This window comes from Streptomyces sp. NPDC093568, from assembly GCF_044764945.1.
GTDB lineage: Bacteria > Actinomycetota > Actinomycetes > Streptomycetales > Streptomycetaceae > Streptomyces.
Window position 1 is genome coordinate 44,027 of record NZ_JBIWJD010000018.1, and the last position, 26,248, is coordinate 70,274.

General features: G+C 66.5%; 18 protein-coding genes. 5 read left to right on the plus strand and 13 right to left on the minus strand.

The window, feature by feature from the left end:
* Positions 1 to 7: 7 nt before the first annotated feature.
* Both ACIRD7_RS39530 and ACIRD7_RS39535 read left to right on the plus strand, forming a co-directional pair.
* Positions 8 to 1,285 carry a hypothetical protein gene (locus ACIRD7_RS39530; protein WP_403460858.1) on the plus strand — a complete coding sequence of 426 codons (1,278 nt, stop codon included), beginning with the start codon at positions 8 to 10 and terminating at the stop codon, positions 1,283 to 1,285.
* A gap of 92 nt (positions 1,286 to 1,377) precedes the next feature.
* Positions 1,378 to 2,034, plus strand: a complete 657-nt coding sequence (locus ACIRD7_RS39535; protein WP_403460889.1) for an HAD family hydrolase — start codon at positions 1,378 to 1,380, stop codon at positions 2,032 to 2,034.
* Positions 2,035 to 2,676: 642 nt separating this feature from the next.
* Here ACIRD7_RS39535 and ACIRD7_RS39540 read toward each other — a convergent pair.
* From ACIRD7_RS39540 to ACIRD7_RS39570, 7 genes are all read right to left on the minus strand, one after another.
* The gene (locus ACIRD7_RS39540; protein ID WP_266704048.1) at positions 2,677 to 2,988 is read right to left on the minus strand and encodes a hypothetical protein; all 312 of its coding nucleotides are present in this window, start codon (positions 2,986 to 2,988) and stop codon (positions 2,677 to 2,679) included.
* 126 nt (positions 2,989 to 3,114) lie between these two features.
* Entirely contained in the window at positions 3,115 to 3,411 is a 297-nt protein-coding gene (locus tag ACIRD7_RS39545; protein ID WP_403460860.1) for a hypothetical protein, read from the minus strand.
* Between the two features lie 587 nt (positions 3,412 to 3,998).
* Complete coding sequence (locus tag ACIRD7_RS39550; protein ID WP_403460861.1) at positions 3,999 to 4,715, minus strand: ParA family protein; 717 nt, start codon at positions 4,713 to 4,715, stop codon at positions 3,999 to 4,001.
* Between the two features lie 191 nt (positions 4,716 to 4,906).
* The gene (locus ACIRD7_RS39555; protein WP_403460862.1) at positions 4,907 to 5,479 is read right to left on the minus strand and encodes a helix-turn-helix domain-containing protein; all 573 of its coding nucleotides are present in this window, start codon (positions 5,477 to 5,479) and stop codon (positions 4,907 to 4,909) included.
* Entirely contained in the window at positions 5,476 to 6,777 is a 1,302-nt protein-coding gene (locus tag ACIRD7_RS39560) for a transcriptional regulator (protein ID WP_403460863.1), read from the minus strand. Before ACIRD7_RS39560 ends, ACIRD7_RS39555 begins: the two co-directional genes overlap by 4 nt.
* Before the next feature lie 1,118 nt (positions 6,778 to 7,895).
* Positions 7,896 to 9,800 carry a DNA/RNA helicase domain-containing protein gene (locus ACIRD7_RS39565; RefSeq protein WP_403460864.1) on the minus strand — a complete coding sequence of 635 codons (1,905 nt, stop codon included), beginning with the start codon at positions 9,798 to 9,800 and terminating at the stop codon, positions 7,896 to 7,898.
* A gap of 134 nt (positions 9,801 to 9,934) precedes the next feature.
* The gene (locus ACIRD7_RS39570; RefSeq protein WP_403460865.1) at positions 9,935 to 11,890 is read right to left on the minus strand and encodes a DNA/RNA helicase domain-containing protein; all 1,956 of its coding nucleotides are present in this window, start codon (positions 11,888 to 11,890) and stop codon (positions 9,935 to 9,937) included.
* Positions 11,891 to 12,125: 235 nt separating this feature from the next.
* On the opposite strand from ACIRD7_RS39570, the gene pglW reads away from it, so the two are divergent.
* Positions 12,126 to 16,613 (plus strand): BREX system serine/threonine kinase PglW, encoded by a 4,488-nt coding sequence (gene pglW, locus ACIRD7_RS39575; protein ID WP_403460866.1) that lies wholly within the window; start codon positions 12,126 to 12,128, stop codon positions 16,611 to 16,613.
* A 7-nt stretch (positions 16,614 to 16,620) separates the two neighbouring features.
* Here the strand turns inward: pglW and ACIRD7_RS39580 are convergent, their stop codons facing one another.
* Positions 16,621 to 17,190 carry a hypothetical protein gene (locus ACIRD7_RS39580; protein ID WP_403460867.1) on the minus strand — a complete coding sequence of 190 codons (570 nt, stop codon included), beginning with the start codon at positions 17,188 to 17,190 and terminating at the stop codon, positions 16,621 to 16,623.
* Positions 17,187 to 18,290, minus strand: a complete 1,104-nt coding sequence (locus ACIRD7_RS39585; RefSeq protein WP_403460868.1) for a helix-turn-helix domain-containing protein — start codon at positions 18,288 to 18,290, stop codon at positions 17,187 to 17,189. Before ACIRD7_RS39585 ends, ACIRD7_RS39580 begins: the two co-directional genes overlap by 4 nt.
* Positions 18,291 to 18,493: 203 nt before the next feature.
* Here ACIRD7_RS39585 and pglX point away from each other — a divergent pair, with 203 nt between their 5' ends.
* Entirely contained in the window at positions 18,494 to 22,183 is a 3,690-nt protein-coding gene (pglX, locus tag ACIRD7_RS39590; protein WP_403460869.1) for a BREX-2 system adenine-specific DNA-methyltransferase PglX, read from the plus strand.
* A 50-nt stretch (positions 22,184 to 22,233) separates the two neighbouring features.
* On the opposite strand, the gene ACIRD7_RS39595 is transcribed toward pglX, so the two are convergent.
* Both ACIRD7_RS39595 and ACIRD7_RS39600 read right to left on the minus strand, forming a co-directional pair.
* Positions 22,234 to 22,443, minus strand: coding sequence for a DUF397 domain-containing protein (locus ACIRD7_RS39595; protein ID WP_403460870.1), 210 nt, complete (start codon positions 22,441 to 22,443; stop codon positions 22,234 to 22,236).
* On the minus strand, positions 22,440 to 23,300 hold the full coding sequence (locus ACIRD7_RS39600) for a helix-turn-helix domain-containing protein (protein ID WP_403460871.1): 861 nt from the start codon (positions 23,298 to 23,300) through the stop codon (positions 22,440 to 22,442). Before ACIRD7_RS39600 ends, ACIRD7_RS39595 begins: the two co-directional genes overlap by 4 nt.
* A 161-nt stretch (positions 23,301 to 23,461) precedes the next feature.
* Here ACIRD7_RS39600 and ACIRD7_RS39605 point away from each other — a divergent pair, with 161 nt between their 5' ends.
* Positions 23,462 to 23,971, plus strand: coding sequence for an ATP-binding protein (locus tag ACIRD7_RS39605; RefSeq protein WP_403460872.1), 510 nt, complete (start codon positions 23,462 to 23,464; stop codon positions 23,969 to 23,971).
* Here ACIRD7_RS39605 and ACIRD7_RS39610 read toward each other — a convergent pair.
* Positions 23,948 to 25,258, minus strand: a complete 1,311-nt coding sequence (locus ACIRD7_RS39610) for a 7-cyano-7-deazaguanine synthase (RefSeq protein WP_403460873.1) — start codon at positions 25,256 to 25,258, stop codon at positions 23,948 to 23,950. The two genes, ACIRD7_RS39605 and ACIRD7_RS39610, sit on opposite strands and share 24 nt — an antisense overlap.
* Entirely contained in the window at positions 25,255 to 25,896 is a 642-nt protein-coding gene (locus tag ACIRD7_RS39615) for a hypothetical protein (RefSeq protein ID WP_403460874.1), read from the minus strand. Before ACIRD7_RS39615 ends, ACIRD7_RS39610 begins: the two co-directional genes overlap by 4 nt.
* Positions 25,897 to 26,248 lie beyond the last annotated feature (352 nt).

Consider the following 26,248-nt stretch of genomic DNA (forward strand, 5'->3'; position numbering starts at 1 on the left):
GTGCTTGATGGCTACCGCACGCCTCGCAGTTGGGGCGCGCGTTCCCTGCACGACGGGGACCGCGAGCGTTGCCGTCATCGCCCCGCAAGCCGGCTCCGGCTACCCCGGCGCGCTCGCGCGTCGGGGGCGCGATTCCGTCGCGGTCACCCTGGGCCGCAGCGCGAGGCCCGCCGCCTACCGCGACGTTGCGCCCGACGAGGCGTACGTCGACGTCATTGAGTACGACGGTGATCTGCGGCGCACCGTCAAGAAGCTGAGGGCGGCGGGAGTAGAGGCGGTGATGGCCGCAAGCCCGGTGGGCGTTGAGCTGGCCGAGCGGATCGCCTGGCAACTCCGTCTCCCCGGCAGCGGTATCCCAGGCTCTACCCTTCTGCGGACTGATAGGGGTGTCCAATCAGGAGCCCTGGCCCAGGCGGGCATCACGGTGCCGCCTGGCGTGCGCACCGCCCGCCTCGCAGAAGCCCTTGAATGGGTCGCCAACCGTTCGCTGTCGGTCTATCGGTTGGCTCCCGCCGCGCTCGGTGTGCCTGTACGGCCGGTCAACTGCCGTACCCCGCAAGGGATTGCCGCCGTGTGGCCGCAGATCCAGGAAGCTGCCTACCGCCACAGCGGGAATGCCTCCCTCGTCCTGGAAGAGCGCACGGAGGGGCGGCAGTACGTCGTCGACAGCGTTACCCAACTCGGCCCGGACGGACCTCAGCACGCTGTTACCGGCATCTGGACACTCCTCCACAGCTCAACGGGGCTGCTCGATCGAACCGACCTCCTGCACCGACACGGCCTCCTGGCCCGCCGGCTGTCGCTGTACGTCTGCCGCGTGCTGGACACGCTCGGCGTGGCATCGGGGCCGGCGTCATGCCATCTCGCTTTCGGGCCCGAGCTAGGGCCGGTCCTGTTGTCGGCCAGCACCGTCACCCACCGATCACATGCCGACGAGGCCGTGTGGGCGATCACAGACTGCGACCCGATCGACGCAACGCTCGACGGACCCCTCTTCGCCCACCGCAGCAGCCGCATCGGCCCTCGCATCCACGTGACCCGAACCTACGTGGACACCCAACGGCGGGACGGCTCGCGACCGGCGATGCTGCAGGACCTTGCCGGGCTGCCTACAACAGCGTGCATCGACAAGGATCCGAACTCGTTCATGTCCCAGAACGCGGCGCTCTCAGCGGGCGGGACCTGGGAAGTCGTCCTCGCGCATGCCGACTCCGAAGCCATTGAGAAGGACTACAGCCTTATCAGGGACCTCACAGCAGATCTTCACAGGGAATGGCACCACTAATTGTTCCTACTCCGGCAGGCACCGCCGTACCCTTCATCTGATCAAGAGAGGAAGCGCTTCCCGTGCCACGGACCTTCAACCGGCCGCACTTGGTGTGGGGATGGAGAGGCACCCTCGCCGACGACGTCCAGCACCAAGTCGGAGCGGTGAACGCAGCCCTGGCCTCTCTGGGCGCCGAACCGGTCGAACTCGACACGGTTCGACGCCACTTTGCCACATCAGCTCCCGCCCTGTGCGCCGCCATACTCCGCCGGGCCCTAACGGATCGGGAGCGAGTCAATGCGAGCGTGGCCTTCGAGAACTACCAATCCCGACGACCGCCGGCCCGGCTCACAACTGGGACAGAGAAGCTGCTCGCAAGACTGATCCGCAGCGGGTGCAGCCATTCCGTTCTGTCGCTGAGCGCCCACAACGGGCTGACCCAGCACATCTCCGACCTGGGCGTCGCCTCCCTGTTTCTGCGGGTCGACGGACGGACGGGTCCGTCCGCCAGGAGCAAGAAGCAGCCCCTTGCGAAGCACGTGGCGATGCTGCGAGAAGCCATCGGAGACCGTCCGGTCGTGGTCATCGGCGACGCCCTCGATGACGTCCGCGCCGCGTTCGCCAACCGTGTGCACGCGGTGCCGTACGCCGGGGGCCTGACGCACGCCGACATTCTCCGGCAGAGTGGCCTACCTGTCGCCGAGACACTGGCCGAGGCTGCGGCGTTGGCGATAGAGCACGCCCACAGCATGAACCAGACCATGTAGGCCAGCACCGGGCGCGTCACCAGAGGGTGAGCGGGAGGCCTGCTTCCTCTGCCGCCTGGATGCGCCTCTCGATCTTTGCGGACGGCTCTCCCGCGCGAAGCCCGGCACGAATGGCCTCAGCGATGGCACGTGTGCGCCCAGCGGCCCCGCGTGTATCCGCCAGGGGACCGTGCGGATTGCCCCGGCGTAATGACCACTCGGCACGGTTTTCGGCTGCCGTACCGAGCCGGAGATGGGCTGGATTTGTACAGCCGTGAAAGTCACACGTGTGACACACGACTGGATCCTCGGCAGCCGTCCAGCCAGGTCGGTCTATCACTCCGTACGCGAGCTGGTAGGCAAACAGATGCGCTGGCACCGTTCCGCGCCGGGACGGCCCGGGAAGGCTTGCTGCCCGGAAGGAACCATGGCCGGTTGAAGAGACCGCCCCCAACCACGGAGTGCATTGGCCCGCCGACCTGGCATAACGCTTGGCTTCGAACCTAGCGACAACATCGTCGTCAGCCAACCAGTTACGCCAGAGTTCCGCGGGGAGCCGAATCTGCATTGGCTCCCCAAGAAGCGAGAGCTGGTCGGCCCGACTTTCTGCGAGACGACGCCAGAGACCGGCATCTTCCAACAGGAGTTGATCGGCTGTTCTGCTCACGAGGGATCTTCCTTGGCCGAGGAGAGGTCGGGTGGATATCCCTTGGCGCGAAGGAATACGTCGAGCGCGATCGCAACGATGTCACCGTGCTGCATGCCGTGATCCGCGTGGTAACGGCGGATGCGCCGTTGGAGTTGGAGAGCGTCTGGGACGGCGTAGTTGATTTGCCCGCGACTGGTATGGCGGGCATCAACGACCTCCAAAGTGTCAGGGTGAGGGGCCAACGGGTCCTCAGTGAGTTCGGATTGCGCATCAAGGGCGTCAGCCAATTCGCGCAACTGGCGGGCGTGGTGGGAGAGATCGGGCATACGGTGCTCCGGTCCGGACCACTAGTCGACTAGCTAGCCGCCTAGTCGACTAGTGGAATAGTCGGTGGGACGGGTGTCCGCGAACGAGCTGAGCGTTCGCGGACACCCTGCGAGATGTACCCCGCGTCAGAAGCCGCGGGCGCTGAGCCATTCGTCCAGGGCGACCGAGACGATGTCGCCGATGGGCAGGTGGTCGAGTTCGTTGTCCAGCGCGAAGCGCTTGAGCCGCTTCTTCAGCTTCAACGCGGCTGGGACCGACGAGTCGAGACTCTCGCGCGCGATGATTCGCTGGTTGAGGACGACGGCAGCCTCGGGGATGTCCTTGGGCCGGCCAGGACCGTGGGCATAGGGCGTTCCCTGGCTGGGCGCGTCATGCGCTCGCGCGTCCTGTTCCTGATGGGACCCCGGGCTGTCAGTCCTCACCGGGAAGGCCGTACCGCCTGCCATCGGAGGCACGGCAGGGCGTACGGCAACCTCGGCGGACGGGCCCGTAGAAGAAGGCGCGGTCGTGACGTGGGACGAGGCAGGCTCCAGAGGCTGGGCCTGCTGGGCCTGCTGGGCCTGCTGGGCGGGCTGGACCGCAGGTGCTGCGGGCTCGGTAGCCGGAGCCGTAGGCGGCACTTGTCGCCCCATCGGCTCACCTGCGGATTCCGTCCCTGCCTCAGGGGCAACGACTACGTGGGCTGGCCGACTGGGAGCAGGTTCCTGCCCAGAGTCGCTTGGCGCTGTAGCGGCGGTCACCGCGAAAGGGCCCTGCGCCACCTCGGGCACCGTCTCGGTCCCTTCCTGTGCCGACGTCTCGACAGGAGCGCTGGACGGAGCAGACGGAGTCTGGGGCGTGCTGGCCGGGGACTGGCCTTCGCCCTGGGCAGCGGCTTCCTCAGCAGCGAACTGCTCGTGGGTGAGCTCGGCGGTCGGGGGAGGGGGCGGAGGGGTCGTCTTCCTTGCTCCGCCCAAGGCACGACCGCCCGTGCGTCGGGCCGGAGGCCTGATCCTTTCGTTCTTCTCGCTCACGCTGCGGTCAGCTCCTTCATCAGCTTGGCGTACTCGCTCAGCTCGGTCGGGATCTCGCCGAAGGCCTCCATGTAGTGCACCCAGGAGTGGATGGTGGTCTCGGCGAGCGGGAACGCCTCGTCGCGGTCCGGGCCGATGCCCTCGCCCTCGGCGGGGTCGAGCAGTTGGTCCTTTGCCCGGCCGGGCAGGCTGGTGCGGTCGTCGGCCTTGACCATGACGACGTGGGCGGTGACGCCGTGTTCGTTGCGGGCGGCGGCGCGCTCGGCCTCGTCGAAGGTGGCCACGAGCTTGCGGCGCTCGATCTTGGTGGGTGCGACCGGGACGAGCAGCAGGTTCGCCTCGGTAACAGCCTCGTGGAAGATGCGGGCGCTGCCGCCGCCGGCGTCGACCACGATCGCGCCGAACTCGGCGCGCTTGGCACGGATGTACTCGGCGATGTCGTCGAACGGGTACCGCTCGACAACCAGGTTCTCGGGAATCTCGAAGCCGGCGGCCTGGGCGACCTTGAACCAGTCGTAGGCGGACTGACTGGTCGCGTCGGCGTCCAGCAGCAACGTGGGCAGGCCGAGGACGACGGCGTAGTAGAGGGCGATGAACCAGGCCGAGGTGGTCTTGGCGGTGCCGCCCTTGAGCATGCCGACGACGATCACGAACGCGTCCCAGACGCGGGCAGTGGCTGCGGCCAGGGTCTTGTGACGGGTGTTCTCATTCACGTGTGCTTGATCTCCTGAAACTGGAAGGGTGCGTTGACTTGGCACGAGTCCTCGACGGCAGCGACTCGAACTCGGAGTTGGCGCAGCGAGGCGAGGGGGTGCCCTCGACGCGCACCTGTACCTGGAATGGCGGATGGGCGAGGTCTTGGGCCGAGCGATGCTGCGGGCGACATCGGGCAGGGCCAGCGAGTTCATGGCCGTTTCCTCATCTGATCCGCGGGACCGTGACGGTGCTGGGGGCGCATGGGCGTGTTGGCCTGATGCAGGAGCCGGTAGACCGTGGCAGTGGAGAAGTTGCACTCTGCGGCAAGCTCAGGGACCGTGGCCCCGCCCTCGTACCGCGCTCGGAGAGATAGCGCGAGTTTCTGCCGCTCAGCCGCTCGCGCGGCGGAGCGCAGCTGTACTGTCTGCCGTGTGGTGCGCACGGTGCCGCCGGCCTCGATCAGCAAGCGTCGGGCCACGATCCTCGTTTCTCCCGCCGCTGCAGCGAGTTCGGTGAGGGTCGCGCCGTGCTTCTCGTAGAGCGCGCGCAGTCGGGTCGCGAGCCGCCGACGCGCTTTAGGGTCTTCGCGCATACGTCGGGTCTGCCACGACGTGCGCATAACGGTCCCGGCATCGTGCAGCCGGTTGAGGACCGTGCCATACGACAGCCCGCTATCGGCTACGAGTTCGTCAACCGTGGCGCCGGACTCGTATCGCGCGCGCAAGGCCTGCGGGCTTGGCGGTTCGCTCTCGGGAGGCGTGTTCTGGGCGTGTGAGGTCATGCTGCGGACTCCCATTCACTGAGGGCTTCGGCATGGGCGGCTGTCAGCTCGTCGTAACTCCGCTGGTCAGCCGGGGTGATGAGGATCAGCCGTCCGTCTGTGGCGATCCGCCAGTCGGGAGCTGCGCGGCCGGTCAACGGATCGGCGACGTGTCCGTCTGGTGTGCGCCAGGCGGAGGGGATCTCGTCGGGTCGGGGCGCTGGAACGAGGACCTGGCGACCGTCGCGGACGATCACCACGGCCCTGCTGCGATGCTCTGCGAGCCGGTCCAACACCGCCCGATAGGTGCGGCGTTCTGCGGCATGGAGCGCCCTTCGACGCGCGCCGATGCCCGTTGTTCCGCATCGGCGAGCGATCACGTCCCACCCGCGCGAGGCCATGACTTCTGGGTCGGTAACAGCCTCCTGCGGGCTGTTACCGAAGTCATCCAAGGCACGTGGGGTCAGGGTCCAGGTCTCGCCGACGTGCTGCACCAGGTCGTGAGTCGCGAGGCGCTGGAGGGTCCGATAGACAGTGGCGCGGGAGACGGACGAGGTGATGACAAGTTCGCCGACCGTCTGGGCAGGGCGGGCGTGCAAGGCCCCGATGATCACGAGGGCTGAGCTGCCGAGTGCGTGGTGAGCGAAGGCATCGTGGGACATCAGGTGGCTGACGACGGTGGAGTCGATGTCGGCCGAAAGCGCTGTCTCGGAGGTGGACCACTCCTCAAGCGCTGGGACGGGGGGGAACTGAGTGGTCTGTGGGCGAGAAAGCCGCTTCTCTGTGATGCTCCCCGGGCCGTTGCCGAGGTACCAGGAGGAGCCCTCCTTGCCGCGTCCGACCCGCAGCCGGCGGAGCCATCCGCCGGGCTTCAGGACGTTCTCGTACGCCTTCCGCAGCGTCTGCCGGGAGATTCCGGCCTCCTCTGCGGTCTGGCGCTCGCTCGCGGCGTGCAGACGGCCGCCAGCGACTTCTGCGAAGTTGAGATGCGCCCGCAGCACTCGTAGAGCCGTGCGTCCGCGCTCCCCGCGCCATGGGGTGACCTCGATACGGTCGCGAAGGGTGGCGAGGTCCTCGTAGGAGTCGTGGCGAGAATCAACCTCCGTTGTGTTGCTGACGGTTGCACAGGCGCTGCTCCAGACCCGATGGAGGTAGGCCAGGGCTCGCGCCTGCCCGGAACGCAGTGCGATGTTCTGTGTGTGCCTGCCGCCCTCGTGGTCCGGATGCATGAGCAGACCTGTGAGCTGGTCGACCGTGCCTCCGGCGCGGGCAACATGGCAGGCGATGGCCGCGGTAATCCGGTGGCCGTGCTCGGCCATGCCCTGGCGACCTTCGCGGTGAACGACCCGTCCGTCGCGATCGAGCTTGCTGTAACTGCCTGCCGCGTAACGACCGGTGAGGTCTCCGAGAAGGACCAGATCAGCCGCGGTGCGCGGGAGCCGGGCGAGCCCCTGCCGCTGGGTCTGGGTGCCTGTGACTGCCTCTGGTTGGGATGAAGCCTGCTGCGAGTAGTGCGGAGGGGGTGCGTCGTATGGCATTCTGGGGGTCGTCTCGCAAAGACATGGACGCCACCAAGGCCCGCTAAAACCACGGGTGGTGTCCGGAACCGACCTCCAATCGGTGCCAGCGAAGCCTCCAGGATTGCCGTCCTGGGGGCTTTCGTATGCCTGGCTCCAATGGAGGCAGGCGTCCCCATCACAGCTCGACCACGGTCGATCGGAGGGCCTCTGACTGCCTGTGAGCGGCCCGAGCCGAATTCCGGCTCGAATGCCCTGGCAGGTCACAGCCGATCGGGGTTCAATCAGAGGTAGGGCCTCTGAGTTCACACCGAGCGACTGAGGCCCGACCGGTTCGGAAGGGGCCGGCACAGAGCGCGATTGCCTCTGGCCGACTTTCCGCCCGACTCGGTCGGCTGACAGAGTGACTGCGTCTGATTGCCTCTGATCGGACCCGGCTGCTCAGAGAGCCAGTATCAGAGGGATTGCCTCTGACTGGCTCTGAGCGCCCCGGGTCGAATCGGGGTCGAATCAGAGCGGTTTCCTCTGACTGCCTCCGATCGCCTCTGCAACCCGTCCTTGCAGGTCACAGCCGGTCCGATCCCGGAAACTCGCAGGTCAGAAAGGTGCTCCAGGAATACCCGGCGTATAGCCCGACTCGTCTGCCGCTCAGGATCCCTGACGCGCTACTCCGCAGGTCAGGGATCTTTGTGCCGGATAAGGGAGCTTGATCGAAACCCGATCCCTACCGGTTCAAACAGGGTCGTGCGGCTACGTAACGTAGCCATGAAGCGAGGGATCAGAACTCCTGGAGACCTGACCTGAGGCACGTGACCTTTGGCCCGGGATATTTGGCTTCCGCCGCGACGGCTGGGCCGCCTACGCGATCGATCCGGTGGACTGCAGTCGTGACGAGGCAGGAATTGATTCCGTGAGTTGCGTTATGACGCACTGAGAGCTGCGGCAGTCGATCTTCCAGGCTTCACCAGCTCGCGCAGTTTCGCCCGAGTCTCCGGATCTGTCGAGTAGATGGCCGTGCCGACCATGCCACGCGTCAGGAGCACCTTGTACGTATTGCGGATCAACCGATCCACGTCGACGTCCGATGCGGAAGTGTTGCCGCTCCCCTTCCGCAGGGCGGGGTCCCTCGAAGCGGCCCGGTCGACGACCCATCCGTTCTCCCGCCAGACAAGGTCGGGCCCGATGATCACGCCGCTCCAGTCGTACTCGAAGCCCTGCGCCGTGTAGACGCAGCCGACTTGGCCGAAGCCCGCAGGGTCTGTGGCCCAGAGCGCTGATGGCGGTGCACCCATGATCGACCGATCCCCCTTGAGGTTCCACGGCCGGCGCCAGTCGCCGATCTGGACATCGGCGGGAAGTGGCTCACCGGGCTTGGCATCCGACCAGCGCCAACAGAACCCGGCTGACAACCTGGCCCCATACCCCTTCGACCGCTTTTCGTCCAGAAGGGCTTCCAACTCCTCCGGAGAATCGACGACCTCGAGCTGCATCCGGCCATCGGGCTCCCATACGACGGCCTCGTCGCCCTCCAGCCCCAGCAGCCGTACGACCCACCGAAGGTATGCGTCGCTCCCACCGCAACGGAACTGGCTGTCCAGTTCCACCACTCTGCATTGCAGGTCCTTCTGCGCGGCCGCTGCCTTGATCTCCTCGACGGTCCCCGTCTCCCCGGGCCGTACCACCTGGTGCTGGTCCAGGAGGAAGACGGGCACGCGGGCCACGTCCATCAGCTCCTCAAGCTGCCGCTTGCCGGTGCGTTGTGCCGCCGGAGTGAAACGGCTGGCAGACGTCTCCCGCACACGATGGGCTTCGTCGCACACCAGCACGTCCAGGCTGTTCCGCTTAGCGGCCACGAAACTGTTGAAGTACTTGAAGAGGTCCCGCACTTCGGGCTTCCGCGCGCCGGCCACCTTGCGCATGGTCTTGGTGAACGACTGCGAGCCGGTCGCGTGCAGAGCGGGAACTCCACGCCGGTACAGCTCCCCGAGGAGCGACAGGGCGATCACACTCTTGCCGGTCCCCGGCCCGCCCGTGATGATCACAACCTCTTTGTGATCAGCATCGTGCGCCCGCTCGACGGCCTTCAGCACGGTCTCGTACGCCACACGCTGCTCGTCGAGAAGCACGAACTGCTCCCGCTCGCGGACCTCCTGCGCCGCAACGGCCATCAACTGCTTGGAGGGCTGGACCTTGGCGAGCATCAAGTCGTCGGCCGCCTTGGCTCCAGATACGGCGGCCAGTTTCGATTGCAGGTATGCGAGGAGGTCCCCGCGCCTGTCTGCCGTGAACATGCGGCCACGCTCACTGAGTTCGACTTCATCGAGGCCGGACACACCGAATGCGGTCGCGTTGTGAAGGTAGGCGACGCCCGAAATCCGCTCAGGATGCTGGGCCAGTGCGCCGTTGAAGGCGACGAGGTAGTCGCAGTAACCGCGCACCTGCACAATGGGGTTGAGGACTGGATGGGAGTAGTCGGCCAGGAAGCAAAGCAGGGGATCGTCATCGTCGGGGTGAGCCTCGCTCCACTGCTTGAGCTCAACGACGACATAGGAGGGCTCACCGGTCCGAGGATGGACTCCGGCGAGAACCGCGTCGGCCCGCTTGCTGGTCAACGGCAGCCCGAACTCCACCAGCACCTCCACCTGACCCAGCCCCGCGTCGAGCAGTGCGTCGGTGAGTGCCGGGATGCTCCGTTCCCAGGAGCGCGCTTCCGCCATGCTCGGCCTGTACCCATGAGCCCGAGTGAACTGCTCGGTGAGGTAGAGGCCCAACGATCCTTCGAGGTGGCGGGCGGCGACCGCGGTGGCGGAGTCGCGGAACAGCAAGAGAAGCCCCCAGGCAGCACGAAACAACTCGTGCGGGTGGGGGCATGTCCTGAGGCGGAAGCCCGGCGGGCCGCAATGACGATTGATCGAATGCTACCGAACAGACTCCCCGGCGAACTGGCGGAAAAACGTCGTCAGGGGCTGGCAATCTTGCGCATCTGTTTGGGGAGTGGGTGCTGCACCGAGGTGATCACATGCCCGCGCAGAGCGTCCCGGGTGGCCTCGTCCGTGGAGTAGATCACCACGCCCATGATTCCGCGGGTCAGTAGGACGTGATAGGCGTTACGGATGCATCGGTCGATATCGGCCTCGTCGATCGTCCTGGACCGCAGCTCCGGGTCATGGGTGGCGGTTCGGTCGATGGTGAAACGGCCCTCACGCCAGACGAGATCGGGGCCGATGATCACGCCTACCCAGTCGAACTCGAAGGTCTGGGCGGTGTAGACGCAACCGACCTGCCCGGTTCCGCGCGGGTCGGTGGCCCAGAAGTCGGCATCGGGTGCGCCCTCCACTGCATGGCCGCTCTTCACGTTCCAGGGCTGCTGCCAGCCGTCGATGGTGACGTCCGGGACCAGCTCGCCGTTCTCGTCCGGATTGCTCCACGGCCAGCAGAAACCGGCGACCGTCCGCGTGCTCGCTCCGGTGAGCCGATGCTCTTCAAGGAAGTCCGCCATTTCCTGCGGAGAGTCGGCGAGGTGCACCTGCATCCGCCCGTCTGGCACCCAGACCTGAGGGGTGTGCACGCCCACGCTGAGCAGCTTCAGCACCCAGTCCCGGTAGTAGGCGCTTCCCTGGGCCCGGAACATGCCGTCGAGATCGATGAGGGTGTGCCGAAGCCCCAACGCCTTGGCGCGTTCGATCAGATACTCGGCTGTGCCGACCTCGCCGGGGCGCAGGGACTGCCAGTCGTCGAGCAGGAAGACGGGGACCCGTGCGGCTTCTATGATTTCGTCGGCCTGAGGTCGTGCGTTCTCCCGCTCCTCGCGCGGCGTGTACCGGTCGACGGAGTGGCGGCGAATGCGATGTGCCTCGTCGCAGATGACCACGTCACAGCTGTCCGGCGGCAGCTTCTTCAGCTGGTTGAAATAGGTGAAGAGGCGGGTGGCTTCCTTCTTCAGCTTTCCCTTCATGCCACGCGGCGCGTTCTGCGCGTAGGTCTCGCGAAGGGTCAGGGTGAGTGCCTTGGCTCCCGACGCGTGAACGACGTTCCAGCCAGCCAGGTCGAGAGTGCGTCGGAGTTCGAGCGCGATCGCGCTCTTGCCGCTGCCCGGCCCGCCCCGGACGATGATGACTTCCTTGGTGCCACCCTCACGGACCCGTCGTACAGCCTCGTGTACGTCCTGGTGCGCCAATTCCTGCTCGTCCAGCAGCTGGAAGCGCTCTGGCGGCCCCATACGAGTGGGGAGGTTGACGTCGGCGATCTTCGGAGGATCGTACTCAGGGGAGTCGATCAGTACCTGGGCGGCCTCTCCACCCGGCAGTGCGGCCAGCCGCGCACCCAGCAACTTACGGAACTGCTCGAACCGGTCCATGGTGTAGAGCCGCCCGTGCTCGCTCTCCGGAAGCTTGAACAGCTCTCGTATGTCATCGTCGTGAGCGTTGTGCATCAGCACCGCTCCGACGACGCTCTCGGGCTTGCCGCGCAGAGCGGCTTTGTACTGCACCAGGTAGTCGCAGTACTTCTGCACCTGCCGGACCGGATGCAGTTTCCAGTTGGCGAAGCCGAGATCGACAGCGACCGACCGTTCCGGGTGCACGGCGGCGGAACGTTGCTGCTTCAGCTCGATCAACACGTACGAGGGTGCGCCGCTGCCCGGGTGCACGCCTGCCAGGAGCATGTCCACATCGGCGTTGGTGTGCGGAAGCCCGAACTCGATGAACACCTCCACCTGACCAAGGCCCCGCTCGAGGAGGGCATTGATCACCGGCGGAAGACTGTTCTCCCAGGCCTCGACCAGACTATTCGCCGGAGGCGTTCCGTCCTGATCCTTGCCCTTCTTCCGCTTGTGCTTGTCCTTGTAGGCCAGGATCAGCCGTTCGGTCAGCGGACGATGAACCATTCCGGGTTGCCGCTTGACCTCCTCGGCCAACGAAGCAGCAGACTCCCGGAGCAGATACGACGACAAGGACTTCCCCCACGGCACGCCAAATCCCATGCGGGTGGAGGCATGTCCTGGGAGGCGGAAGCCTGGCGGGCCGCGATGACAGCGTGCAACGTTAGCTCGATTGGGAGTCGCATGCGCAAGATCGAGCCAGGGATTCCCAGTGAGTATGGAAGGGAGATAATCGCTGCAAGGTAGTGTCGGCCGGAGGATTTTTGGGCGAATGCTTCCCGTGCCTGCCGGTACGGGAACGGAAGGACACCGCGGAGGTCGGACTGTGACGGCGACAGGCACGCCTCCCGCACCCAAGCCGGGACCCCCGCCGCGGCCCGCGAACCAGTGGAACCAGGAGCGTCCGTCCCCGTATCCATGGGAACAGGACGCGCTCGATCACGTTCGACGTCTCATGCCGCCGGCTGAGCCGTACCGTGCCTGGGCGACGTTCTCCTTCACCGCCCAGTCCGGACGGATCAACGAGTGCGACCTGCTCATCGCGGTTCCCGCAGGGCTCTACCTCGTCGAGATCAAGAGCCATCCGGGCCGTCTGGAGAACTCCGGCTCGACCTGGAACTTCCACGGCACCGACCGCACCCGGACGATTAACAACCCGCTGCACTTCAACGACGCCAAGTCCAAGGACCTCAAACGCCAGCTTCAGTGGGCCGCACGTCAACTGCGCTACACGGGTCCGCTGCCGCGCATCGAACCGGCGGTCTTCCTCTCCTCCCCGGATCTCGAGAGCCACCTCGACGACGTCCAGCGCATCCGGGTCTTCGGCAGGGACGACGGCGCGAGCGGGCTGCCACGCATCTGGCAGGACTTCCTGGGACTGCCGCCGGACCGGCCGGAGCGCCGCATCACCCAGGAGTTCTCGCACCAGCATCTGCCTCGGCTGCTCAAGGCCATCGGTATCCGGCAGTCGACCGCCCACCTCAAGTTCGGTGATGCCTGGCGGATGCGGCCGCACCCGCTGGACGCCGGCCCCTCCTGGGAGGACCGGTTGGCCGAGCGGGTCGACGGCCTTGTACAAGAGGAGGGTCGGGTCCGGATCTACCTTGTCGGCCAGCAGACCGACGAGTCGGTGAAGCGGGCGACTGAGCGCGCCGCACGCCGCGAGTACCAGGTGCTCCAGGGCATCACGCACCGCGGCATCTCGGCGGCGGTCGAGATCCGTGACCACGAGGCGGGTCCGGCGATCCTGTTCCGCCACCGCAAGACTGACCTCCGGCTCGACCAGTACCTGGCCACTCACGGCGGCAGACTCACCCCCGAGATGCGTCTGGACCTGGTCCGGCAGCTGGCGGAGGCCGTACGTCATGCCCACAGCCGCTCGCTCTACCATCGCGCGCTCGCCGCACGCTCCGTCTACGTCAGCGCCCGTCAGGACGGTTCTCGCCCCGAGCTCCGGATCACCGACTGGCAGACCGCGGCCCGGGATTTCGACACGAACGCGACCCTGCTGCGTTCCCTAGGCAATGCCACTCTCGACGTGGGCCTCATCGAGGATGCCGCACAGGTCTACCTCGCCCCGGAGAGCGAGCAGCCCTACGCGGATCCAGCCGACCTCGACATGTTCGGTCTGGGCGCGGTCTCGTACTTCATCCTGACCGGGGAGCCGCCGGCTGACCGGCGCAGTGCTCTGCGCGAACGGCTGCGCACCGACTCCGGGCTGCGTCTCATCGCGGTCGCCGACGGCCTCTCCGAGGAACTCGACCACCTCATCCAGCAGGCCACCCATCCCGACCCCGATCACCGGCTCGCACCCGTCGACCGGTTCATCGACCTCCTCGACGAGGCCGAGGAGGAGAACGCGGTCCCCGAGCAGCCGCCGGTGGCCGAACTCGACCCGCTGTCCGCTCTCCCCGGCCAGTCCCTGGACGGCGAATGGTCCGTGCGCCGTGTCCTGGGCACCGGCGCGACGGCCCGTGCGCTGCTCGTCGAGCGGGTCGTGGAGGACGAGGACGGAGAGTCGTACACCGAGGAGCGGGTCTTCAAGGTCGCCCTCGACCAGGAGAAGGCGCAGCGACTGCGGGCCGAGGCCCGCGCCCTGGAACTGGTTGGCGGCGGCACCGTGGTCCAGCTCAAGGGCGGTCCGCGCGAGCTGGCAGGGAAGACCGTTCTCGAGCTGGAATACGCGGGTGAGCGCACCCTCGGCGCCCGGCTGCGTGCCGACGGCAAGCTGTCGTACCACGAACTGGAGCGGTACGGCAGCGACCTGTTCACCGCCCTCGACCAGCTCGCCGCGAAGGGCGTACGCCACCGGGACATCAAGCCGGACAACCTCGGTCTGTACCGGCGCAGCGACCGCACCTGGCAGCTGATGCTCTTCGACTTCTCGCTCGCCGACGCCTCCGACCGCGACATCAAGGCCGGCACCCGCGGCTACCTCGACCCCTTCCTGGACTCGGTGCGCCGAGGACACTACGACGATCACGCCGAGAGATACGCGGCAGCCGTCACCCTGCACGAGATGGCAAGCGGTGAACGCCCGCTGTGGGGCGAGGGCCAGGTCGACCCGGTCGCCAATGACAAGGCCGAACTCTCCGTTGCCACCGAGCTGTTCGAGGAAGCGCTCAGTGACGGACTGACCCGCTTCTTCAAGCGCGCACTGCACCGGGACACCGAGCACCGCTTCGACACCCTGCGGCAGATGCGCGATGCCTGGTACGAGATCTTCCGCGAGGCGGATGCGGCCAAGCCTGTCACGACACCTGCCACCGTCGACACGGTCTCGGACGCGGGTGAGAACAGCCTCGACGCTGCGGCGAGGGCAGCCGGCCTGAAAACTCCACTGGTGGCAGCCGGACTCTCAGAGCGGGCGATCTCGGTGGCGGCTGGCCTCGGCGCAACCGACGTCGAAGGGCTCCTGGACGTCCCGCCGTACATCATCTCCAAGGCAAGGGGCGCTGGAGCACTCGTACGCAAGGAACTCAACCGGCGCCGCAAGCAGTGGGCCGCAAGCCTGCGGCAGCCTGGTGCCCCTGCCGCACCCTCAGCACGCCGCGAAACGGATTCCGGGCCGGTACCTGTCGAGGCGGGCGCGGTGCTCTCGGTGGACGAGATGGCCGCGCGGCTCACTCCCGCCCCCGGACGCAAGGGCTCCCACCGCAGTGAGGTCATCCGCCTCACCCTGGGTCTCCCACCTGAGGACGGCGGGCTGCCTCCGCTGGGCCCCTGGCCGGTGCAGAAGCGGGTCGCGGACCGGATCGGCATTCAGCAGCCACCGGTCTCGCGCCATCACCGCAATGCGATCAAGGAGTGGTACGAGACCGAGTGGCTGACGCCGGTCCGTGCGACTCTCGTCGAGGTCGTCGAAGCGGCCGGCCGTGTGATGACCGCCCAGGAACTGGCCGTCGAGCTGCGCATAAGGCACGGCGCGGGCGGGGACACCGAGGAGCGCACCCTCGCCAAGGCGCTCGCCGTTGTACGGGCCGCGGTGGAGGCCGAGGCAGGTGAGGGCGATGCTGAAACAGCCGAGCCCCACGAGCCCCGACTGGCCTGGCACCGGCGGGAGGACGCCGTCCTCGTCGCTGCCGAGTCCCTCCCGGGCACCGCCGACCCCGCCCCCAGCGAACTGGCCAACTACGCGGCCGCGTTGGGCAAGGAAGCGGAGCGCCTGGCCCACGAGGACCCCCTGCCGGGCCGGGCCGCGGTCATTCGTGCCCTGCGGAGCGTGCCGGCGCCGGACGGTCTCGCCCCGCTCGCCGACACCCGCCTCGTGGCACTGGCCGCAGCGGTCGGTCCCACGGCCCAGGCGAGCCCGCGTCTGGAGCTGTACCCCCGAGACCTGACCCTGGAGCGGGCGCTGCGTATCTCGCAGGCCGGTGCCGGAGTCCGACGTGAGAACGGCATCACCCCCGAGGAGCTGAACAACCGCCTGCGTGCACGGTTCCCCGACCTGTCCCTTCTGGCGGACGGCACGGAGCCCACGCATCCCGAGTTGGAAGAGGCCCTGCGCGACGCTCGCTTCTCCCTCGAATACGACACGGAGCAGGGCAAGTTCTTCCCGCCCAGAGTGGCGGCCGAGGCCTCCTGGACCTCGACCGGCGACGCTACGAGCCTGATGCCTCCGGTCACCGGCAGCCGCCTGGCGGCCCAGGACCCGCACTCCATGATCAGGGCGCGCCTGGACGCCGCCGTGCGCCGTGGCGGCTTCCTCGCGCTGACACTCAGGGGAACGCGGCTGCCGGGTGTGGCGGAATCAGTGGCCACCCGATACCCGGTCGAACCGGTCGATCTGAACAGCGAATTCCTGTCCGAATTCCGCCGGTTGGCAGACGAGAAGGACCAGGCCTGGGACAAGGTGCTCGGCGTCGACGCCCGCTTCTCCGCCAGCGGCCAGATCTCCAAGGGCCTGGCGGCGTACGTACGCACGGTGTGGGCACGTATCGAGGACTCACTCATGGAGCGTGCCGCCGCCCCACGCACGGTCCTCTTCCTGTACGACGCCGGCCTGCTCGCCCGCTACTGGGACGAGGGGGGACGCGACCTGCTGCTCAAGCTCCAGCACGCGGCTCGCCTCCCAGCCGAGGCACCGCACGGGCTGTGGCTGCTGTGCCCGGTGGAGACGCGCGGTCAGGACCCGCATGTGGATGGCAGAACGGTCGAGTACATCGGCAGCGATGGGGAGCGTACGCATCTGGACAGCGCGTTTGTCGAGACGCTGGGGTCAGCGGCGTCGGCCGCCGGGGCTGGAGTTCAGGACACCTAGAGGGAGCTCACAGGAGGCTGTTCTGCTTGGCCCAGTTGATGAACTGGCCTTGCTGGAAGGGGCAGAACATTCCGCTGTCCATGAGCGCGTCTACGAACACGCTGGCCGCGTACTCGGTGGTGCGTCTCTCCTTGACAGCCTCGGCGATGACGCGGAGAGAGCCCCAGACCTCCAGCCCGGCTCGTCTTGCGATGCGCCGCGCATCACCGTCGTCCACCACCGCCACAGCACCGTGCACTTCGGCCCAGGCGAGGACGGTGGCTTCACCGTGGTTGGAGTTCTGGCCGGACACCAGGTCCATCCACTTGACCAGCGCTGCGAGTTCCTCGAGATGGTCGACGTGCACGACCTCGAGCCAGTCGAGTCCGGCCAGTGGAAGGCCATAGTGGCTGAGCTCGTCGAGAACGGCTTGCGTGGTGACGTTGCGTCGAGGGGACCCGTTCCAGGTCCGCGCCATGTCGGCCAGTAGATCGACCTTGTCTGCCTTGATCGCATGGTGGAGCGGTGAGGTGTCCCAGACGCATAACTGACCGACGGTGCTCGACGCTGAGGATGCCGGAGGCGGGGCCTGGGTCACGGCAGGCATTCCTCCAGGTTTCGGCTGGGGAGTTCGTCTTCAGTCACCGCGCCGTAGAGCAGTTCTACCGTGCGGGCGGCTGTGATGGCTCCTTGGGACCATGCGGAGAGTGCTGCCTTTCGCCACTCGGTGCCCGTGGCCCCGATCTCCAGATCGGGAACCGGCTGGCTGCCGTGTGCCGCCAGGAAGTCGCCTCGGACCGGCGTATCCGCCTGCTGCCGCTGTGCCTCTGCTCTGTCCAGCAGCTCCAGGTGGCGTGCTCTGCGTACTACTGCGCTCCAGGACATCCGATAGGAGGCGGCCAAGTCGAGCATGACTGCCCTCGGGGCATGGCCTTCATCGACACGCCCCCAGGCGCTGACAATGTCTGTGGCAGGGAGCAGGAACTCTTCGGTGAACCGGTCGATGACCTGCTCACGCTCGTCCCGTCCGGCTGCCACGCCCACATCGGAGTGGTACTCGTCCTGCAGCAGGTGGTGCCCGAGTTCGTGGGCCGCGGTCCAGCGGCGTCTGCCGGGAGCGGCTTGGCCGCTGATCACGGCCACTCCATAGCCGTCGAGCAGTAGCGAAGCTCCTTCGGAGGGCTCATCCACCACAGTCAGATACAGCCCCAGGTGTTCAACGACATCCGCAAGCGCCCCCAGCGGCCCGGAAGGGGTTCCCAGTGCCCTGCGCGCTGCGCCCGCGAGAGCGACCGGGTCGGCATTCGAGGCGCTTCGCTGGAGCGAGTGATCCAGCTCTGGCGGAGACAAGAACCCGTGTGCAATGAGCCACTGGGCATGGCGGGCGTGCTCTTCGAGCCGGGCATCCAGGCGGTAGCGGGCACGTGAGGTGTCGTCCGCGTTCTCGTCCAGTGCGCTGCGTCGCGATACCAGTGGTGCTGGAGGCCGTGAGACGAGATGGGCGAGTGGCACGCCCAGAGCTTCGGACAGACGGAAGAGTTCGAGCGCGGTGATGCGCCGGTCGCCGGACTCTATGCGGACGACGGCGGTGCGCTCCAGACCTACTCTCGAGGCCAGCTCACCCTGGCTGAGTCCTGCGGCAAGCCGCGCCTCAGCGATGCGCTCACCCACTTCGGCCCAGCTCTGCACACCATCCATGTGTGTGATTTTTGCACACCCCATTTGGGATCGATAGTTGCTAATCGATTTCGCGGCTGCTTGGAGACGTCGTTCGCGGACTGAGGTGCTGATGGGGCTGGCAGGATGGATGGTCCAGCTGCCCGGTCTGCGGTGGGTGGCGCTGCGGTGCGAGAGGGATGCGAAGAGTGACGACTGTTGCGGGTTCGGGTGCGGGAGCGGGTGTGAGCGGGGCGGCCCTGCTCAAGGACCTGAAGAAGCAGGTCACGGCCCTGGAGGACGACCTGCGGGAGCGCAGCGAGTCCGTCGAGGAGTTCCGCACCAGGCTTGAGGCCGAGTACGTGCGAGCTCGGGAGGGGAAGCGGACTGCGGCGACGTACGGGGCCTGGCGTGACGAGCGGGTCACTCAGGCTGCGGCGGCGTGGGTGCTGGGCTGTGTCTTCGTACGGTTCTGCGAGGACAACCGGCTGATCGAGTGGCCGTTCCTGGCGGGGCCGGGGGACCGGCTTCGGGATGCGGAGGAGCGGCACGAGGCGTTCTTCCGCGAGAAGCCGCACCTCAACAACCGGGACTGGCTGGAGGAGGCTTTCCAGCACCTGGCCGATTCGAACGAGACGGCAGCCGGCCTGTTCGATCGCGCACACAATCCGCTGTGGGGTCTTACGCCGAGCTATGAGGCGGCGACGGAGCTGGTGTCCTTCTGGCGGCGCAGGGGCGCGGACGGCGAGATCCTTTACGACTTCACGGACCCTGACTGGGACACGCGTTTCCTGGGCGACCTGTACCAGGACCTGAGCGAGCATGCCCGCAAGACGTACGCGCTGCTGCAAACCCCGGAGTTCGTGGAGGAGTTCATCCTCGACCTCACGCTTGAGCCGGCGATCGAGGAGTTCGGGCTGGCCCCGGAGGGCGGGTTGCGGACGATCGACCCTGCTTGTGGGTCGGGGCACTTCTTGCTGGGGATTTTCGGTCGGTTGGTCGAGAAGTGGCGGGCCGCGGAGCCGGGGACGGACGAGTGGGCGTTGGTGCGGCGGGCGCTGGAGTCGGTGCACGGGTGCGACAAGAACCCGTTCGCGGCTTCAATCGCGCGGTTCCGGCTGCTGGTTGCGGCGATGAAGGAGGCGGGGGCGCGGCGGCTGGCTGAGGCTCCGGCGTTCCCGATCAATGTGGCGGTGGGGGATTCGCTGCTGCATGGGCGGGGGGCGGCGGGGATCCAGACCGATCTGGACACGCTGTTCGCCGAGGAGGGGGACGGCGACGGGGCGGCGTTCCAGTACGCGACTGAGGATGTGGGGGAGTTCGCCGGGCGGGTGGATCTGCTGGGACGAGCCTCGTATCACGTGGTGGTGGGGAATCCGCCGTACATCACGGTGAAGGATAAGCAGGAGAACGAGAATTATCGGGCTGCTTTTGATGCGTGCGCGGGGAAGTATGCGCTGTCGGTGCCGTTTGCGCAGCGGTTGTTTGAGCTGGCCGTGAAGGGACCGGGTGGGCTGGCGGGGGGTGGTGGGCATGTCGGGCAAATCACTGCGAACTCTTTCATGAAGAGGGAATTCGGTAAGAAGCTAATCGAGGACTTCTTCAGAAATAAGGTGGAGCTTTCCCATGTAATTGACACGTCTGGTGTGTATATCCCCGGACATGGGACGCCTACGGTGATCCTGGTGGGGCGGAATCGGGTACCGAATTTTGAGCGGACTGTGCGAGCTGTGCTGGGCGTTCGTGGTGAGCCATCGCAGCCAGAGGTTGCAGCGGAGGGGCTTGTTTGGCGAGCCATCACTGAGCAGATTTCGAATCCAGGGAGTGAATCGGAGTGGGTGGGTGTCGAGGATCGAGACTGCCGATCCTTCGCAATGTACCCCTGGAGTCTGAGTGGCGGTGGCTCGGAAGGTGTTGCTGAGACCATTAGGCGGGCATCGAGCAGCACAGTGGAGTCTCTGTGTGGAGCCAAGGCGGGGTTTTCTGGGTTTTCGGGTGCTGATGATGCTTTCTACCTCCCAGTGCATTGGCATCGCCGATTTGGCACTCCGGTAGAAGTGATGCGGCCGGTAGCAGTTGGTGACGAATTGCGGGACTGGCGTATTACCCCCAGGAGTATCGCAATCGCGCCCTACTCGCCTGATGGGCGACTTCTCGATGTGAACGTCCAGGACCGATGGGCGAGGCATTTTTGGGGGGTCAGGCAGTTGTTGGGGAGTCTGGCTGATTTCTCTGGCCAGACTCGTTTTGAGGCGGGGGTGCCTTGGTGGTCTTGGTATAGGTGGACGCAATCGCGGGCTGGTGCTGCCCGAGCAATTGTTTTGTCGAAGGTGGCAACTCACAACCATGTCGCGCTTAACATCGGTAAAACAATTACGACACAGCACATGCCGGCAGTGGCTCTCGCTGGAGAGGTTACAGACGAAAACGCCCTCGGTGTTGCTGGATCGCTTAATTCTTCGGTGGCTGGTTTCTGGCTCAAGCAGGTGTGTCACGATAAAGGAAACGGGGGTATTGGTGGGGGGATTGCTAGCGAAGATTGGGAGAAATTTTATGAGTTTACCGGGGTCAAGCTTCAGGAGTTCCCGCTTCCCAAGCAATTGCCGGGCGAGCTTGGGCGCAGTCTAGATCTGCTCGCGCGCGAGTTGGCCGAGTTGGAGCCCTCCTTCATTTGCGATGCCACCACACCTACGCGACATGCCTTTGACGCTGCCCGTGCCAACAGTCCCCGAATTCGCCAGCGGTTGATTGCCCTCCAAGAAGAGTTGGACTGGAAGGTGTATGGGCTGTACGGGCTCCTGTCTGATTCCGACGTGGCCCGGACTGTTGCCCCTTCAGCAGTGCCGACTACCACCCCGGGGGTCTGCTTTGGAGAGCGGGCGTTCGAGATTGTCCTGGCTCGGAAGTTGGCCGCAGGGGAGGTTGAGACTGCGTGGTTCGAGCGGCATGGGGCGACTCCCGTCACAGAGATCCCGGCTCACTGGCCCGACTGGTATCGGAAGATCGTTCAGGCACGCATTGACATCATCGACTCCCGCAAGGACATTGCCCTCATTGAGCGGCCCGAGTGTAAGCGGCGCTGGGCCGACGACTCCTGGGAGAAGAAGGAGAAGGCGGCCCTGCGAACCTGGCTCTTGGACCGGATCGAGGAGCCGAGTCCTTGGTATGCCCTCCGGGACGGGATCAAGCAACCGCGCACGTTGACCATCAGTCAGCTGGCCGATGCCCTCCGCGATGACGCCGACCTCAACTCCGTTGCCCAGCTCTACGCCGCCGACCATATGGGCAAGCCCGACTTGCCTCTCGCCGATGTGCTCGCGGAAGTCGTGGAAGCAGAGCATGTCCCCTATCTCGCGGCCCTTCGCTATAAGGACTCTGGTCTCCGTAACCGCGAACAGTGGGAGCAGGTATGGGAGTTGCAGCGCGAGGAGGACCGGACGGACAGGCGACTCGACATCCCGATTCCGCCGAAGTACAAGGCCGCTGACTTCCTGAAGCACTCGTACTGGTCCCATCGTGGCAAGCTCGACGTGCCCAAGGAGCGCTTCATCTCCTACCTGGGGGCGAGCCCGGACGCCGATCCGACTGTCCTGCTCGGTTGGGCTGGCTGGGATCACAAAGACCAGGCTCAGGCACTGTTCAACCTCGTCGATGACCGTACGAAGCAGGCGGGTTGGGACACCGACCGCATCAAGCCGCTGCTCGCCGGGCTGCTCGAAGTCATGCCGTGGGTGCGGCAGTGGCACGGTGAGTACGACGAGGAGTGGGAGGGTGTACCCGCCGACGAGTACCAGGCGTACTTCGAGGAGCTGTGTGCCAAGCACCAAGTGAGCGAGGCAGACCTGCGGGCCTGGCGACCGGAGAAGACCCGCGCCAAGAGGAAGACCGCTTCCAAGGAGACGGTCTCCGCCGAGCAGCCCGCACTCGGCGAGTAGGTGCTCAATGCAGAGGTGGCTGTGGCTCGTTCGGGGCCACCTCTGCTACATCAGTCGCGGTCGGCCGCGTACGAGATGAAAGTGGACCACTCTGCCTCGCCAAAGGAGAGCTGAGGGCCCCGCTGGTTCTTTGAGTCCCGGACGTGGATGGTGTCAGGGGCGGCCGCTACCTCGACACACTCCGGGCCCTCGTTGGTGCTGTAGCTGCTCTTGTGCCACACAAGGTCGGCGTCGCGGTCGGTCGAGGGCCTGATCTTCATGTCTCTCCCAGCACTTTCTCGATGAACGCCAGCGACTCTCGCGGAGTGAGCGCCTGGGCCCGGATAATCCCATAGCGGGCTTCAAGTTCGCTTACTTCTTTCCGGTCGACGATCACTCGGCTGATCTGTTGAACTTCAGCGTGTGCAGCCTTCGGGCCTTGCCTGGGCTCCAGGAGTTGGAAAGAGCCGCCGATCCCCGCGTGATCATCGCGATCGGTTGGCATCACCTGGATCTCGACATTGCGCAACTTTCCAAGTTCCAACAGCCGTTCGAGCTGTCCTTGCAGCACCATCCTGCCACCGAGTGGGCGGCGCAGCGTGACCTCTTCCTGGACAAAGCTCAGAATCGGGGCAGGCCAACGGTTGAAGATCTCTTGCCTTGTCATGCGGGCGGCAACGTGGCGCTCGATCGTCTCCTCGTCGAGAAGTGGCCGCCGCATGCGGAAAAGCGCTCGCGCGTAGTCCTCGGTCTGCAGCAGCCCGTGGACTACAGAGTTGCCGTACGCACCCACCCCAACCGCTTCCGCCTCCAGCCTGGCCAAGTCCCGGACTTTTTTCGGATACCGAGCCCGCTCCACATCCTCCTTGAACGCCGCCAACATCCCACCCGCACCCAGAACTTCATCCGCCGAGTCCAAGAACCCCGGCTTCGGTGCGCGTCGCCCCCGCTCCACCGACGACACCTGCTCCTCGCTGTACCCGATGGCCGCACCCAGCTCGGCCTGAGTCAGGCCCGCCCGCTCACGCCATAGCTTGACCTGCTTGCCGACGGTCTTGAGGACGTCTGCAGAGCCCTCGTCGCCATCCCAGTCCTGGTCCTCGGTTCCGCTGCCCGACTGACCCGCCCCGACCGTCATGTTCGCCACCTCCGACGCCCGCCCATCCGCACCCAACGACGTCCGCATCACGTATGTCACGCCCGGCCACCCGGACGCGCGGTCACCGCGCCCGGACAGATCACGCTGCGTACCGTCATCGCTACTGGTCAGATTAGAGTTGCTCGGACACGCTCCGTTACATGAACGCCGAAACCCCCACCCTCGTCAGTGACTTCATGCAACGGCTCTCGGCTACCCGACGCGGCGCCCGCCTCGCCCGGCGGCTGGCACTCCATCAACTCGACGCATGGGGAATCCCGTACGGCAGCGACGTATCAGACACCGTCGCCCACGTCGTCGCCGAGCTGGCTGCCAACGCCGTCACCCACGGGCACGTACCAGGGCGGAACTTCCAACTGCGTCTCCAGCTCAGCCCGCACACCGTCCGCATCGAGGTCACCGACACCCGCACCGAACGACGGCCGCCCACGCCCGGACAGGCCGAGCCTCCGTCAGCCGAGTCCGAATCCGGGCGTGGCCTACTGCTCGTGCAGGAACTCTCGCAGGCGTGGGGGATCACCGAGCGGAGTATCGGCAAGACCGTCTGGGCCGAAGTGCCCCTCCCTGCGGCTCACTTGACCGGCCGCCCCGGCCTGCCCGCGCAAGGCGAGACCGCAACACGCCCCTCACGCCACCTCCCTCACCCCTGACGCCGACTCGACCAGCGCGCGCAGTTCAACCCGCCCGCGCTGCACGACGCTCAGCCACTCTCCCGTACGGCTCCTCTGCGGCAGCGGCAGGTCACCGATCAGGTCGAGAGCGGAGTACTCCCAGGCCAACCAGCCCTGGAGCGCGAGCCAGTGCCGGATCCGGTCCTCACTGAGGCCGGGTAGCCACGGGGCCGTCTCGTACGGAGTGGCGTCCGAGCCAGCGGCGCTGAGCAGGCCCGCCCTGCGTATCAGGCACGGATAGCAGGTGCCGCAGTTGACGTGGGGGAGTCCGCGGCGGCGCTGGGGCGGGGCGCCGCAGCTCAGGGTCTGTGCCAGGGACGCCTCCGACAGGCCGGCCGTAAGAGCGGCGCGGCAAACCTCACCCTTCGTGAGGCTCGCCAGGGGATTCTCGACCCTGACACGGCCACCCACGGATTCGATCACCGTATTGAGGAGATGGAGGGTCCGGGGGTGCACGGAGCGCGTCGATAGAGCCGCTGAACGCGCCGCACTCAAAGGCGGGTTGAGGGCGAGCTGACCGTTCTCCGGGACCTGGACGGTGGCGACGCCGTCGGCTGCCGCAACACGCACGGCGGTGGACGCGTAGAGCAGGCCACGCGGACGGGAGGTACGTTCCACCACCGTGCCATCCTGACCACCGGAAGTCTGGCCGAAGGTGATCTGTCGCAGTTGGCGGCCTGACTGCTCGGCCAGCGCCTTCACCGCAGCGTAGGCCTCCCGCTGTACATCCTCGACGTTCTTCTCGGCATACGTCACCAGAAGCAACACCCCATCACCAGGCACAGAGGCACGAGTCGCCGCCCAGCTCAGGGAGTCGAGGCCACCGGAGAACAAGGCCACCTCATGGGACCGCCAGTCCTCGCCGACCGGGATCGACCCTTGCTCTGGGGCGGCCCGCATCCGGCGGAGGGAGACGTCCCACACGTCGGCAGTCAGCGTCTGGAGCAGGGCGGGCAGCGGCCCGGAAGCCGCCAGCGCCCACAGGTCCGGATCCGAGACGGGCACCGAGAGTCGGAATTCGCGGGTCCAGCGGTCCTCGCTGTCGCTCCGATCGGCGAGCTTGTCCGCCAGGAAGACGGCGCGGGAAATGCGCAGCAGGTCGTCGGCCCAGGCAGGAACCGGGCCGTACAGGAGGTGGTGACCTGTGAGGCGTTCCTCGCGTTCCTGGATGCCGCTCGCACCGATCGAGCGCCACTCGGATCCTTCGGGCGACTGGGTGTCGTACGAGCGCCACCAGAAGTGGAGCGGACCGGGGGCCAGTGTCATGCGGGGACCTCCTCCTCACCGAGGGCGTCGACGGCGTAGCCGAGGACCTTGCCGACCACGCCCGGGACCAGTCGCCTGGCTACTTCGGCGAGCGGGACATCCACTTCCGCCGAGGCGCCGTTCACGGACAAGGCGGCCTTCGCGGCCTCCGCCGCCTGTGCCTCGGCCTCCTCGCAGGGATTGGGGATCAGCGCAATGATCCGCTCGGCGACGCCGTCGGCGATCCTGCCCTCCGAGTCGATGACGTCGAGCACGGGAACCGTGAGTTTGATCTTCTCGGCGATGACCGCACGCAGGAATTCGGTGACGAGGTCGGCGAAGAACCACTGGTAGAGGAGGCAGAGCAGGTCGCCTGCCAGGCCCCTGTCCTGGCTCGACCCATCCGGAGCGGTGAGGGACTCACGTATCTCGGGGTACGTGGTGAGGAGTCGCTGAGCTGACGCGGCGATGGCGCGGCGTAAGGCCGCGTCCACCATCGTGCTGCCCTCGCCACCGACCCGACGAGTGAGCTCGGCGACGAACGCGTCAGCCGGTTCCCGCCAGTCGAGTCGGTCCCCCTCTTCCTCGGACGCGAGGCCCTCGCCCACTGGGTCCTTGTCCAGCAGGCCGCTCGGGCCGGATGCCCCTAAGGTCTCCATCGCATCGGCCAACCGCGCCCCAGCCGCGCACGCGGCATCCTGCAGCCCGAACGCCGATGGGTCGGCACGGCAGGAGTTTTGGAGCGCGGCTATCGCGGCGGTGGCTGTCGCGCCGACGTCGGACCGGTCCGGGTCCCAACGTGCGAGGCGGCTGTACAAGCCGGACCAGCGCGGTCCTTCCCAGCGTGTGGAAGTACCCATGCCGCCGCCTCCCCCGATCCGGCCACCCTCAGCTCCAGTGCAGCAGTGGGTGGCACATGCAGGTAGGGCGCGACTCGGCCATATTCAACAAATTGTCACGGTAGGTGATGAAGGCGAAGCGGGTGGCTGCGCACCGTAGTCAGGTAGTCGC